This is a genomic window from Micromonospora sp. DT15, from assembly GCF_049841475.1.
In the GTDB taxonomy this organism is placed as follows: domain Bacteria; phylum Actinomycetota; class Actinomycetes; order Mycobacteriales; family Micromonosporaceae; genus Micromonospora.
On record NZ_JBNCKJ010000013.1, the window covers coordinates 49,137 to 62,251 of the forward strand.

Consider the following 13,115-nt stretch of genomic DNA (forward strand, 5'->3'; position numbering starts at 1 on the left):
AACAACATCGGCGGCGTACACAACGCCTTGGGGGACCGGCAGCGGGCCCTCGACCACTACCACCAGGCTTTCACCATTACGCGGGAGGTCGGCGACCGGGCCGGCGAAGCTGCCACCCTCAACAACATCGGCGGCGTACACAACGCCTTGGGGGACCGGCAGCGGGCCCTCGACCACTACCACCAGGCTTTCACCATCATTCGGGAGGTCGGCGACCGGGCCGGCGAAGCCGTCACCCGGTACAACATCGCGGTGGCCCACCAGGCGGACGGTGACCTGGACCAGGCGATCCGGGAACTCGAACACGTCGTCGACCTCGACCGGCAGGTCGACCACCCCGACCTCGAAGCCGACACCGCCCTCCTCGAACAACTCCGCCGACAACGCTCCCTGCCTGACCCGGCCAGGGGTCAGTGAGGGCGGGTCAGGCTCGCGTAGATGTCCAGGTGTCGCTTGATGACCACGTCGGGGTGGAACGTCTGCTCGTACCGCAGCCGGGCCGGTGCGGAGAGCGCGGCGGCACCGGCCCGCGCGACCGGGAGCGCGGCGGACAACGCGGCCGCTTCCGGCGGGACCACCCAGCCGGCGGTGCCGGTGACCAGGCCGGCCGGCACCGCAGGCGGACCCGCCGGTGGCGGCGCATGGCCGGCGACGGCGGAGGCGATCTCGGCGGGCCCGGTGCCGGCGGGCTCGTGGGGTGCGTCGGCACCGACGAGGTACGGGATGCCGCCCAACGCCGTCCCGAGCACGGGTCGGCCGTTCGCCAACGCCTCGATGATCACGGTGGGCAGCACGTCGTGCCACATCGCGGCGGCGATCACCACGGCGCTCGCCTCAACCGCGGCCTGCACGCCGGCCCGGTCGAGCTGACCGAGGTAGACCACGTCGGGTCGCTCGGCGGCGGCTGCCTCCACGAGCGGGCGCAGCTCGCCGTCACCGGCCACCCGCAGCGTGCCCAGCGAGCCCACCGGGTGCCGGCGCCAGGCGTCCAGCAGCAGGTCGACGCCCTTCTCCGGGGAGAGCCGGGCCATGTAGAGGAACCCGTCGCCCAGCGGCGCCGGCCGACCCGGGTCGGGGATGGCGTTCGGCTTCACCACGATGCGTTCGTCCGGAATGCCGTAGTCGCGGAGGTGGTCGGCGATCGCCGAGGTGAGCGCGATGTACCGATCCACCGAGCGCCAGGTGCCCCGGTGCACGGCCAGGGTGGTCGCCATCAGCGCGCTCTGCACGGCCGAGTCGCGGTAGCAGCGGTGCTTGATAGCGGGCACACCCAATGCCCGGCCCTTGCAGTCCTGGCAGATCACGCCGTCGCGGAAGTAGATCCCCGACGAGCAGACCTGCCGGTAGTTGTGCACCGTCTGCACCACCGGCACGCCGTGCCGGTGCGCGGTCCGCACCACCCAGGGCGAGATCAGGGGGTACGGGTTGTGCAGGTGCAGAACGTCAGGTCGGTGCTCGGTGAGCAGGCGGCTCAGGTCGTGTTGTGCGCGGGGCGCCCAGATCGGCGAGATCGGCAGCAGGGCCTTCGCCGACTTCGACATCGACGGGATCTCGTCCGAACTGCGAATGAAGGGCAGCACCTCGACCCCAGCGGCGGTGAGCTGGGCGATCTCCGAGTCGACGATCGTGTTCTCACCGGAGGGCTGGGCTTCCCGGTACCGGTTGTGGGCCACCACGATTCTCACGGAGCTTGCCTCTCGTTCGCGATTGCGGGACTCGCAAGCTCATTCCTCACGCTCACGGGAAAGAAGGCTACCGTTGTGTCGTGCCCGAACTACCGGAGGTTGAGGCGCTCGCGGGTTACCTGCGTCAGCGCGCGGTGGGGCGGCGCGTCGATCGGCTGGAGATCGCCGCGATCAGCGCCCTGAAGACGTACGAGCCGGCACCCACCGAGGTCGCCGGCCGGGCGGTGGTCGACGCCAGTCGGCACGGAAAGTTCCTCGACGTCCTCTTCGAGGGCGGCCTGCACCTGGTGGTGCATTTGGCGCGAGCAGGCTGGCTGCACTACCGGGAGGCGTTCCCCGCCACCACCCCGCTCCGTCCGGGCAAGGGCCCGATAGCGGTGCGGGTACGCCTGGATGACGGTTCCGGCTTCGACCTCACCGAGGCCGGCACCCAGAAGAAGCTGGCCGCGTATCTGGTCACCGACCTCGCGACGGTTCCCGGGGTGGCCAAGCTGGGCCCGGACGCGCTCGCCGCGGATCTGCCCCTCTTCGCCGAGCGGCTGCGGAGCAGGCGGGGGCAGGTCAAGGGGGTGCTGACCGACCAGTCGGTGCTGTCCGGGGTGGGCAACGCGTACTCCGACGAGATTCTGCACGCCGCGAAGCTGTCCCCGTTCGCGATCACCGATCGGCTCACCGACGCCCAGATCGCCACCCTGCACGCCGCCACCCGACAGGTTCTCGGCGACGCTGTCGAGCGGTCCCTCGGTCAGCGGGCCGCGGAGCTGAAGGGCGAGAAGCGCTCCGGGCTGAAGGTGCACGCCCGCACCGGGCTGCCCTGCCCGGTCTGCGGGGACACCGTGCGCGAGGTGTCGTTCGCCGACTCCAGCCTCCAGTACTGCCCGACCTGCCAGACCGGCGGCAAGCCGTTGGCTGACCGTCGGTTGTCTCGTCTCGTACGGTGAGTAATTGCACTTCAGGACTACGGAGCGGAATCGCCCTCACTGAGTGAAAGCTCCGGTCCGCCGTTCTGGTCACGCGCGTATCCATCGGTATAGTGGCCCGGTCCCCGGCTTCTGAAATGGTGCGGAGCCGGCCAGATCCCGCCAGCACCGGCGGTCGCCAATCTCCTTCGGGGCGACGACCGGTCGGAGCCCGCGTGGGAGACTGGGACGGTGGGCGACCCGGGCCTTCACGCCGAGTGAGCGGCCCGTGTCATGCGGGAGGACATGGGTGAGGTGACGGCAAGCCTCCAGCGCCCGGTAACCAACGAAGGCCGGAGCAGACTCGTGCGGCACGTCGACAGCTTCGAGATCCAGCCGCCGACGCCGCCGTCCCACAACGGCGTCCCTCGGTCGGCCTGGACGAGGGCTCGACGCCGTGTCTCCCGCTGGCACCGCCCCTACATCGCGATACTGCTGCTGCTCGACTTCGGCGCGGCGGCGTTCGCCAGCTGGATCGCGATCCAGCTCTTCGACCAGGCCGCCTCCGGGTTCAACGACCTCAAGCAGGACCCGACCTGGTTCCACACCGTCTCCTACCTGCTGCTCCCGCTCGGCTGGGTGGTCATCCTCTGGAGCAACAGGGCCTACGACCGGCGCTATCTGGGGCTCGGCCCGGACGAGTTCAAGCGGGTCATCCGGGCCGCGGTGACCGTCGCCGCGAGCGTCTCGTTCCTCGCGTTCGCCACCAAGACCGCGCTGTCCCGCTGGACGGTCGGCACGGCACTCCTCGGGGCGCTGCTGCTGATCCTGTGGGGCCGTTTCGTCGCCCGGTGGGCGCTGCACTACATCCGGCGGCGGGCCGGCCAGGCCGCTCACCGGATGGTGCTGGTCGGCACCCTGCCCGAATGCCTGGAGGTCTACGCGGCGGTCACCCGCAGCCCGGCCGCCGGGCTGATGCCCGTCGCCATCCACATCACCGACGGGTACGCGGCGGCCAGAGGCATGCCGACCCCGGTTCCGGTGTACGCCGGACGCGACGTCCTGGCCCTGGTCCGTGAGGTCGGTGGGGACACCATCGCCGTCTGCGGGTCGGCCAGCGCCGAGCCGGGCGAGTTGCGCCGGCTGGCCTGGCAGTTGGAGGGCTCCGGCGTCGACCTGGTGGTCGCCCCGCAGCTCACCGACATCGCCGGCCCCCGGGTGCACATCCGGCCGATCGAGGGTCTGCCGCTGCTGCACGTCGAGGAGCCGACCCTCTCCGGGCCGGCGCTGCTGGCCAAGAACCTGATGGACCGGGTCGCCGCCGGCCTCGGCCTGCTGCTGCTGATCCCGCTCTTCCTGGCCATCGCCGTGGCGATCCGGATCTCCGACCCCGGGCCGGTCTTCTTCCGCCAGCCTCGGGTGGGGCACGAGGGGCGCACGTTCCGGGTGTGGAAGTTCCGGACCATGTACGTCAACGCCGAGGACCGGCTGGCCAGCCTGGTCGATCGGAACGAGACCGACGGCATGCTGTTCAAGATGAAGGAGGACCCTCGGGTCTTTCCGGTCGGTCGCTTCCTGCGGGCCACGTCGCTGGACGAGCTGCCGCAGCTGATCAACGTGCTGTGGGGCGAGATGTCGCTGGTCGGGCCCCGCCCGCTGCCGGCCGACGACGGTGACTTCCTGGGTGACGTGCGGCGCCGACTGCTGGTCCGCCCCGGCATGACCGGGCTGTGGCAGGTCTCCGGCCGCTCCGACCTGTCCTGGGACGAGTCGGTCCGACTGGACCTTTACTACGTCGACAACTGGTCGCTCGCGTATGACCTGAGCATCCTGTGGCGGACCGTCGGGGTGGTGCTCGCCCGCAAGGGCGCGTACTAGAGGGTTGGCGCGCGGGCTCGCAGGGGCGAGGATCGCTGCGTGGCTGCCAACCTCTCCGCCGTGGTCGGCGTCGTCTCACTCGTCACCGCGCTGACCGCGGCTCTGCTGGCGGTGCTGCGGCTGAGGGCCCGCCGTGGCATCGCCACCGCCACCCAGCGGGCCACCTACGAGGTGCTGCACACCGCCGGCCTGGCCGCCGAGCCGCTGCGGGCGGGATTGAGCGAGGCTGGCGCGGCGAAGGCCGTACGGCATCTGCGGGCGCTGGTGGGCGCGGTCGGGCTGGCGCTCGCCGACGCCGACCGGCTGCTCGCCCTCGACGGGCGCGGCACGCACCACGGGGAGCAACTGCTCGCGGCGGCGCAGCGGACTGTGGGCAGCGGCCGCTCGACGGTGCTGGGTGAGCAGGAACTGCACTGCGACCGGGTCGACTGCCCGGTCCGCGGGGCGGTGGTCGCGCCGTTGCTGGGGGCCGACGGCCGGGTGGTGGGCGCTCTGGTGGCGGTCGCCGACAGCCCGCCGCCTCCGGGGTTGGTGCAGGCCACCCTGGAGACGGCGCACTGGGCCGGCAACCAGCTCGCCCTGGCCGAGCTGGACTCGTCGCGGGAGCGGCTGGCCCGCGCCGAGATCCGTGCATTGCGGGCGCAGATCAGCCCGCACTTCATCTACAACGCGCTGACCGCCATCGGCTCGTTCGTCCGCACCGACCCGGAGCGGGCCCGGGAGTTGATCCTGGAGTTCGCGGAGTTCACCAGGTACTCGTTCCGGGCGCACGGGGAGTTCACCACGCTGGCCGAGGAGCTGCGGTCGATCGACCGCTACCTGACCATCGAGCGGGCCCGGTTCGGCGACCGGTTGCAGGTGCGGTTGCAGATCGCCCCGGAGGTGCTGCCGGTGACGCTGCCGTTCCTCTGCCTCCAGCCGCTGGTGGAGAACGCGGTTCGCCACGGGTTGTCCCGCAAGCCGGGCACGGGCATGGTGAGCATCGAGGCCCGGGACGCGGGAGCCGAATGCCACATCACGGTGGAGGACGACGGAGTGGGAATGGATCCGACCACGCTGACCGCCGGCATCGCCGAGCTGGCCCACAGCACCGGCGACCCCGGTGAGGACACGGGCCAGCACGTCGGCCTCTCCAACGTCGACGAGCGGTTGCGCTCGGTCTTCGGGGACCGGTTCGGCCTGGTCGTGGAGACCGGGTTGGGCTCGGGCACGAAGGTGAGCATGCGGGTGCCGAAGTTCCACCCGGGCGTACGGGCAGGGTCGTGAGCGAGCGGACCGGGACGGGGGCGGTGAACGCGACCGGTTTCCTGCGCGTCCTCGCGGTGGACGACGAGCCGCCCGCGCTCGACGAGCTGGCGTACCACCTGCGGGCCGACCCCCGGGTGGCCCGCCTGCACACAGCCGGGGATGCCACCGAGGCGCTGCGGTTGCTGCGCGACGGTGACGTGGACGTGGTCTTCCTGGACATCCGGATGCCCGGCCTGGACGGGATGGAGCTGGCCCGGGTGCTGCGCCGGTTCGCCCGGCCACCGGCGATCGTGTTCGTCACCGCGTACGACGACGGTGCGGTGGACGCCTTCGATCTGGGCGCCACCGACTACGTGCGGAAACCGGTGCGCGCCGATCGGTTGGCCGAGTCGCTGCGCCGGGTGATCGGCTCACGGGTGGTGCCGTCGCACCCGGCGGCGTTGGCCCGCGCGGAGGAGGACCCGACCATCCCCATCGAGCTGGCCGGCACCACCCGGATGCTGCCCCGCTCGGCGGTGCGCTGGGTGGAGGCGCAGGGCGACTACGCCCGGTTGCACACCGCCGAGGGGTCGCACCTGGTGCGGGTCTCGCTGGCCACGCTCGCGGAACGCTGGGCCGATGCCGGCTTCGTCCGGGTGCACCGGTCGTACCTGGTGCAGTTGAAGTTGATCGCGGAGTTGCGCTTGGTCAACTCCGGCTACGTGGTGGTGATCGACTCGACCGAGCTGCCGGTGAGCCGGCGGCACACCCGGGAGCTGAAGGACAAGCTGGTCAGGGCCGCGAAGCAGGATTGGAGTCGCTGAGCCGGGAATGGAAGCAGCCCTACCGTACGTTGTACGCTAGTCCGTACGACTTCCGGGAGGCCTGCCGTGACCGAGACCCCGTTCGACGCCGCATCCGAGTTCGACAACCAACTCGACCGACTGGTGCAGCTCGGTTACCCCGCCCTCGCCGGGCTGACCGAGAACGCCTTCCGCGACCTGGTCACGCCACTGCGGGCCACTGCCGTCGAGGGGGCCGCCGGACTGCCCGCCCCCACCGACGCCCGGGTGCCGTTCCTGCTGGTCATCACCCGGGACCTGATCGGTGTGCCGGAACGGGTGGAGCTCACCACACTGGCCGGCAAGCGCAAGCCCGGCGTCATCGACCGGAACTACGCCGAGGACGACCTGCCCCGCTTCGACCCGATCAAGGAGCTGGAGGTCCCGGCCGGTCCGGCGTACCTGCTCTTCGACGTCGACCGGGGCGAGGAGTTCCGCAATCTGGCCCCGGCCACGGCCATGGAGGGGATCACCGCTCAGGGCCGGTTGCCGCTGAGCATCGACGAGGGGCTCGCCTTCATCACGCTGCACCCGGCCGCGTTGGCGAGCAACCGGTGCTTCTCGCTGGTCGGCTCCCGCTGTGGCGACAAGCGGGTGCCGGCGCTGTGGATCAGCCAGGGCGCACCCAAGCTCGGCTGGTGCTGGTACGGCAACCCGCACACCTGGCTCGGCTCCGCCTCGGCCCGACCGGAGCGCATCCCGTTGAAGATCTCGTAGGCCTGGTCGTCCTCGGGGAGGCCCTGGAGTTCCCACACGCCAGTCGGCATGATCCCCGAGTTATCCACAGCCGTGCGCGGTTCTCCACAGGTTATTCACAACGCAAACCACTGATCTCCACGGCCGCTCCCTACAGTCAGGACCCATGAACGAACGCCGGGTACTGGTGGTCGAGGACGAACGGACCATCGCCGAGTCCATCGCCGCCCGACTGCGGGCCGAGGGATTCACCGTGGAGATCGCGGCGGACGGGCCCAGCGCGGTCGCGCAGTTCCACGCCGGACAGCCGGATCTCGTCGTCCTCGACGTGATGCTGCCGGGCTTCGACGGACTGGAGGTGTGCCGCCGGATCCAGGCCGACCGGGCGGTGCCGGTGCTGATGCTCACCGCCCGGGACGACGAGACCGACCTGCTCGTGGGGCTGGCGGTCGGCGCGGACGACTACCTCACCAAGCCGTTCTCCATGCGGGAACTCACCGCCCGGGTGCATGTCCTGCTGCGCCGGATGGAGCGGGCTGCCGCCACTCCCGCGCCGCCGGCCATCCGCCTCGGCGACATCGAGATCAACCAGGCCGAGCGACGCGTCCGCCGGGCCGGGGCGGACGTGCACCTCACCCCTACCGAGTTCGACCTGCTGGTCCACCTCGCGGGACGACCTCGCACGGTGCTCCCTCGGGAACGGCTGCTCGCCGACGTCTGGGGATGGGTCGACGGGAGCGGCACCCGCACCGTGGACAGCCACATCAAGGCTCTGCGCCGCAAGCTCGGCGCCGACCTGATCCGGACCGTCCACGGCGTCGGGTACGCCCTGGAGATGCCCGCGTGATCGGCCGCGCGTTCGACTGGCTGGAACGGGTGCTACCGCGTCCACTGGATCCCGTCCGCTCGATCAAGATGAAGCTCGGCGTCCTGCTGGTCGCGTCCTGGGCCGTGGCCATCGGTTACTTCTGGTACGGCATCGGTTGGCTCCCGCCCGGCACGGCGGTCACCAGCATCTGCATCGCGCTGGTGACCTCGCAGGTGCTCGCCCACGGGATGACGTCGCCGCTGCGCGAGATGACGGCGGCCGCCGGGGCGATGGCCCGCGGCGACTACACACGTCGGGTGCGCGCCACCTCCCGCGACGAGGTCGGCGAGCTGGCCCAGGCGTTCAACAAGATGGCCGAGGACCTGCACGCCTCCGACCAGCGCCGACGCGAGCTGATCGCGAACGTCTCGCACGAGCTGCGTACGCCGATCACCGCGTTGCAGGGCGTGCTGGAGAACATGGTGGACGGGGTCGCCGACCCCGAACCGGCAGCGCTGCGTTCGGCGTTGGCCCAGACCCAACGGCTCGGGCACCTCGTCGCGGACCTGCTCGACCTGTCCCGACTCGACGCCGGGGTGGTGCCGCTGCGGCGGGTACGCATCGACGTGTGGGACTTCCTCGACGAGGCGGTGGAGCACGCCACCGCCAGCGCGTCCGGTGCCGGTCTGGACGTGCGCTTCGAGCTCCGGGAGCTGCCGACACCGCTGACGGTCCACGCGGACCCGTGGCGGCTGCACCAGGTCTTCGCGAACCTCCTCGACAACGCGGCCCGACACAGCCCACCCGGCGGCACGGTACGGGTGTGCGCCGAGGAACACGGCGACCAGCTCCGCTTCGAGGTGAGCGACGAGGGCCAGGGCATTCCACCGGCGGAGCGTTCCCGGGTGTTCGAGCGCTTCACCCGCGGCGACCGGTCGGCCGGCGGCGGGACCGGGCTCGGCCTGGCCATCGCCCGGTGGGTCGTCGAACTGCACGGCGGTCGGATCGGTGTCCTCGATCCCGCCGGACCGGACCGGGGTGGCCGGCCCGGCTGCCGCATCCAGGTCACCATCCCGTGCGACGGGCCACACCGAGAAGAGGCAGCATGACCAGCCCTGGCAGTACCCCTCTCCCGGCCAACGGGCCGACCGGACCGCCGGTCTCCCCGGTCGTCGGCCCCGGCCCGGCTGCCACACCGGTCGCCGGCCGACCTCAGGCGTGGCCTGTCGCACCCGCCCCGCCCGGGCCCCCGTCGCTGATCCAGCGTCGCTGGCCGGGGCCGCCCGGACCTGCCCGTCCGCTGGTGCTGGGGGCGCTGGCGGCTGCGGCGGTCATCGGGGCGTCGACCCTGACGATGCTTCGTCCCGGCCTCGGCTGGCTGGTGGCCGCGCTGGCCGTCACCGCTGCCCTCGGCACCGCCAGCGTCGTCCGTTCCGGGAGGCCGTCCCCGACGGGGAGCGCCATCACACCGACCAGCGCGGCGGTACCGCAGGGACCGACGGCCGCGCCGGAGCGGACTGTCCAGGCGGATCCGGCCGCCGCGCCCGAGCCGACCGTCCAGACGGCCACCGCCCGTCCCGGTGCCACGGGGGCACCGGGGCGGGCGGTACAGGCCCTCTGGGCCGCCGCGACGGTCGCGTTGGTCGCCGTCGGCACGGTCCGGGCCGCCGGCTGGCTCTTCGCCCTCTGCCTGCTCGCGGCGGCGGTGACCGGGGCTCTCGCGGTGACCGGTGGGCGAAGCCCGCTCGGCATGCTGGTCGCCGTGACGCTGCCGCCCGCCGCGACGGTACGGGCGCTCCCGTGGGCGGTACGCGGAGTACGCGACACCCGCCCGGCAGGGTCCGGGGTCGGCTTCGGACGAATCCTCACCAGCCTGGCCGTCTCCGCCGTCCTGCTGACGCTGTTCGGGCTGCTCTTCTCCTCCGCCGACGCGGTCTTCGCCGAACTGGTCACCGGTCTGCTGCCCGACATCTCGCTACCCGGCGTGATCGGCTGGACGTTCCGCCTGGTGGTGATCGGCGGTGGTCTGCTCGGCGGCGCGTACCTGATCAGCCGCCCACCCGACCTGGAGGGCCTGCGACCGAGGCCGTCACGACCGGTCCACCGACTGGAGTGGACCCTCCCGCTGGTGTTGCTCGACGCCCTGTTCGCCGTGTTCGTGCTGGTCCAGCTGACGGTGTTGTTCGGCGGCGCGGGGCACGTGCTGCGTACGGCCGGGCTCACCTACGCCGAGTATGCCCGTGGCGGGTTCTGGCAACTGCTCGCCGTCACCGCGCTCACCCTGCTGGTGATCGCGGTCGCCGCCCGCCGGGCGTCGCAGGCCACCCGCGCGGACCGGCTGCTGGTCCGCGTACTGCTCGGCACGCTCACCGCGCTCAGTCTGGTGATCGTCGCCTCGGCGCTCTACCGGATGCAGGTCTACGCCGACGCGTACGGGGCGACCCGGCTGCGGCTTGTCGTGGCGACCATGGAGCTGTGGCTCGGGCTGCTCTTCCTCCTGGTCGGGGTCGCCGTGGTGCGGCTGCGGGCCGAGTGGCTGCCCCGGTTGGTGATCGGTACCGCGGTGCTGGCGCTGCTCGGGTTGGCGCTCGTCAATCCCGACCGGCTGATCGCCGACCGGAACGTCGACAGGTACCTGGAGACCGGCCGGTTGGACGTCGGGTACGTGTCCGGGTTGTCCGCCGATGCGGTACCCGCGTTGGCCCGACTGCCCGATCCGATGCGCATCTGCGCACTGACGCAGATCGCCGCCGAGCAGCCCCGGGACGGCCTCTGGGCGACGAACCTCGGCCGGCTGCGGGCCCGAGCGGAACTCGACACGATTCCGCTGAACCGCACGCTGACCTACTGCCTCGAACTGGGACGCTGGTGAGCGTGAGCGCTTGACAATCGCGTACGGCGGGCGAGACTGCCGGGGTGGCCAAGCAACTCCCCGACGTGGGGTCGAGCGGTGCGGTGCCGCCGCCCCGGCGGTCCCGGATCGTGCTGGCCGAGATCACCAGGCAGGACACCCGCGCCGAGCGGACCCGCGCCGAGCTGGCCCAGCAGACCCAGGTCGGCGAGGCGCTGGTCCGCGGCCTGGTCCGGGCCCAACTCGCGCTGGCGCTGCGGCTGTCCCTGGTGGTGGCCATCGGGTTGGGCGGGCTGCCCTGGCTGTTCGCGATCGCGCCCTCGCTCGGCCGGACCACCGTCGCCGGCGTCAACCTGCCGTGGCTGCTGCTCGGGGTGGTCTCCTTTCCGTTCCTGATCGCCGTGGGCTGGGCGTACGTGCGGCTGGCCGAGCGCAACGAGCAGGACTTCACCGACCTGGTGCAACGGCCGGAGCGCTGAGTGGGCAACGACTTCGTGGTCCCGGCCATCGTCGCGGTCACCCTGGTCACCGTCGGGATCGGCTTCTACGGGCTGCGGTTGGCCCGGACCACGTCCGACTTCCTGGTGGCGTCCAGGGCGATCAGTCCGACCTGGAACGCCGCCGCCATCGGCGGGGAGTACCTGTCGGCGGCGAGCTTCCTCGGCATCGCGGGGCTGGTCCTCAAGTACGGCGTGGACGTGCTCTGGTACCCGGTCGGGTTCGCCGCCGGGTACCTGGCCCTGCTGCTCTTCGTGGCCGCGCCGCTGCGCCGCTCCGGTGCGTTCACCCTGCCCGACTTCTGCGAGTTGCGGCTGGGCTCGCGTCGACTCCGCATACTGGCCACCGCCTTCGTGATCTTCATCGGTTGGCTGTACCTGGTGCCGCAGCTCCAGGGCGCCGGGCTGACCCTGGCCACGGTGGCCGGCTCCCCGTACCCTCTCGGAGCCCTGCTGGTGGCGGCCGTGGTCACCGCGAACGTGGCGCTGGGCGGCATGCGCGCGATCACCTTCGTGCAGGCGTTCCAGTACTGGCTCAAGCTGACCGCTCTCGCCGTACCGGTGATCTTTCTGGCCCTGCAGTGGCAGGCCGACGGCCGCCCGGCGGTGACCCCGCCGGACGGGCCGACGTTCCGGGCCGCGACCACCGTCGTGGTCGAGCACCGCGCGGCCCTCACCCTGCCCAACGGTGACATCCGGGAGGTACGCCCCGGCGACGAGTTGACCTTCGCCGCCGGTGATCCGGTGCCGAACGTCTCCGGGGTGGCCACCGATGCCAACGACTGGTTGCTGCCCAGCGCCGCCGGTGACGACGACCGGGGGCTGTTCGCCACGTACTCGCTGATCCTGGCCACCTTCCTGGGCACCATGGGCCTGCCGCACGTGCTGGTGCGCTTCTACACCAATCCGGACGGCGCGGCGGCCCGTCGGACCACCCTGGTCGTGCTGGCGTTGGTCGGCGCGTTCTACCTGCTGCCCACTCTCTACGGGGTCCTCGGCCGGATCTACACCCCGCAGTTGCTGCTCAGCGGCCAGACCGACGCGGTGGTGGTGCTGCTACCCGAAGCCGCCCTGGGTGACGGTCTGGCCGGGCGGCTGCTCGCCGCGCTCGTCGCCGCAGGCGCCTTCGCGGCGTTTCTCTCCACCTCGTCCGGTCTGCTGACCAGCGTCGCCGGGGTGATCTCGACCGACGTGCTCGGTCGGGGATCGGTACGCGGGTTCCGGCTGGCCACCGTCATCGCCGGTGGTGTGCCAGCGGTGCTGTCGCTGCACGTTTCCGGGCTGGACGTCTCGCAGGTCGTCGGGCTGGCCTTCGCGGTCGCCGCGTCGAGCTTCTGCCCGCTGCTGGTGCTCGGCATCTGGTGGCGCGGGCTGACCGACGTGGGTGCCACCTCCGGCGTGGTGGCCGGCGGCGGCGCGGCGATCGGCGCGGTGCTGGTCACCGTGCTCGGCCCACCGCTGTCCGGCTGGCCGGCCACGCTCATCGCCCAGCCGGCCGCCTGGACGGTGCCACTGGCCTTCACCGTGATGGTCGCCGTGTCGATGGCAACCCGCCGCCGCGCACCAGCCGACGTCGCCGCCACCATGCTCCGCCTGCACACCCCGGAAGCCCTCCGCATGCAGTGAGCGCCAACGCCCGGCCCCGGTCTCGCGCCAACGCCCGCGCCGATCTTGCAGTTTCGGTGGTGGATACGGGTGTTTATGCACCTTGTGTCGGTGCAGAAAGTGCAAG

Annotated in this window: 12 protein-coding genes; 11 read left to right on the forward strand and 1 reads right to left on the reverse strand. The window is 71.8% G+C overall.

Annotated elements, in window-relative coordinates; genetic code table 11:
• Positions 1–417, forward strand: a 417-nt coding sequence (locus ACLQ3F_RS25930) for a tetratricopeptide repeat protein (protein ID WP_425851970.1), incomplete at its 5' end; no start/stop codon positions are given.
• On the opposite strand, the gene ACLQ3F_RS25935 is transcribed toward ACLQ3F_RS25930, so the two are convergent.
• The gene (locus ACLQ3F_RS25935; protein ID WP_425851972.1) at positions 411–1,685 is read right to left on the reverse strand and encodes a glycosyltransferase; all 1,275 of its coding nucleotides are present in this window, start codon (positions 1,683–1,685) and stop codon (positions 411–413) included. The genes ACLQ3F_RS25930 and ACLQ3F_RS25935 overlap by 7 nt on opposite strands.
• An 80-nt stretch (positions 1,686–1,765) precedes the next feature.
• Between ACLQ3F_RS25935 and ACLQ3F_RS25940 the strand changes: the two genes are divergently transcribed.
• The 10 genes from ACLQ3F_RS25940 (at position 1,766) to ACLQ3F_RS25985 (ending at position 13,009) form a co-directional block, all read left to right on the forward strand.
• Positions 1,766–2,626: an Fpg/Nei family DNA glycosylase gene (locus ACLQ3F_RS25940; RefSeq protein ID WP_238687553.1), complete on the forward strand. Its 861-nt coding sequence runs from the start codon at positions 1,766–1,768 to the stop codon at positions 2,624–2,626.
• Positions 2,627–2,890: 264 nt separating this feature from the next.
• Complete coding sequence (locus ACLQ3F_RS25945; RefSeq protein WP_355418248.1) at positions 2,891–4,462, forward strand: sugar transferase; 1,572 nt, start codon at positions 2,891–2,893, stop codon at positions 4,460–4,462.
• Positions 4,463–4,501: 39 nt separating this feature from the next.
• Entirely contained in the window at positions 4,502–5,728 is a 1,227-nt protein-coding gene (locus ACLQ3F_RS25950; protein ID WP_425851974.1) for a sensor histidine kinase, read from the forward strand.
• A gap of 23 nt (positions 5,729–5,751) precedes the next feature.
• Positions 5,752–6,513, forward strand: a complete 762-nt coding sequence (locus ACLQ3F_RS25955) for a LytR/AlgR family response regulator transcription factor (protein WP_355005152.1) — start codon at positions 5,752–5,754, stop codon at positions 6,511–6,513.
• Between the two features lie 66 nt (positions 6,514–6,579).
• The gene (locus tag ACLQ3F_RS25960) at positions 6,580–7,248 is read left to right on the forward strand and encodes a DUF5701 family protein (RefSeq protein ID WP_425851976.1); all 669 of its coding nucleotides are present in this window, start codon (positions 6,580–6,582) and stop codon (positions 7,246–7,248) included.
• 145 nt (positions 7,249–7,393) lie between these two features.
• Complete coding sequence (locus tag ACLQ3F_RS25965) at positions 7,394–8,074, forward strand: response regulator transcription factor (RefSeq protein WP_425851977.1); 681 nt, start codon at positions 7,394–7,396, stop codon at positions 8,072–8,074.
• On the forward strand, positions 8,071–9,144 hold the full coding sequence (locus tag ACLQ3F_RS25970; RefSeq protein WP_425851979.1) for a sensor histidine kinase: 1,074 nt from the start codon (positions 8,071–8,073) through the stop codon (positions 9,142–9,144). Before ACLQ3F_RS25965 ends, ACLQ3F_RS25970 begins: the two co-directional genes overlap by 4 nt.
• Complete coding sequence (locus ACLQ3F_RS25975; RefSeq protein ID WP_425851980.1) at positions 9,141–10,907, forward strand: DUF4153 domain-containing protein; 1,767 nt, start codon at positions 9,141–9,143, stop codon at positions 10,905–10,907. Before ACLQ3F_RS25970 ends, ACLQ3F_RS25975 begins: the two co-directional genes overlap by 4 nt.
• A 44-nt stretch (positions 10,908–10,951) precedes the next feature.
• The gene (locus ACLQ3F_RS25980) at positions 10,952–11,365 is read left to right on the forward strand and encodes a hypothetical protein (RefSeq protein WP_238669992.1); all 414 of its coding nucleotides are present in this window, start codon (positions 10,952–10,954) and stop codon (positions 11,363–11,365) included.
• Positions 11,366–13,009: a cation acetate symporter gene (locus ACLQ3F_RS25985; RefSeq protein ID WP_425851982.1), complete on the forward strand. Its 1,644-nt coding sequence runs from the start codon at positions 11,366–11,368 to the stop codon at positions 13,007–13,009.
• Positions 13,010–13,115 lie beyond the last annotated feature (106 nt).

What these genes read in the sequence shown, in the direction of transcription:
- ACLQ3F_RS25945 (WP_355418248.1), top strand. Translation starts at nt 2,891, where the DNA reads ATGGGTGAGGTGACGGCAAGCCTCCAGCGCCCGGTAACCAACGAAGGC.
- ACLQ3F_RS25965 (WP_425851977.1), top strand. Translation starts at nt 7,394, where the DNA reads ATGAACGAACGCCGGGTACTGGTGGTCGAGGACGAACGGACCATCGCC.
- ACLQ3F_RS25975 (WP_425851980.1), top strand. Translation starts at nt 9,141, where the DNA reads ATGACCAGCCCTGGCAGTACCCCTCTCCCGGCCAACGGGCCGACCGGA.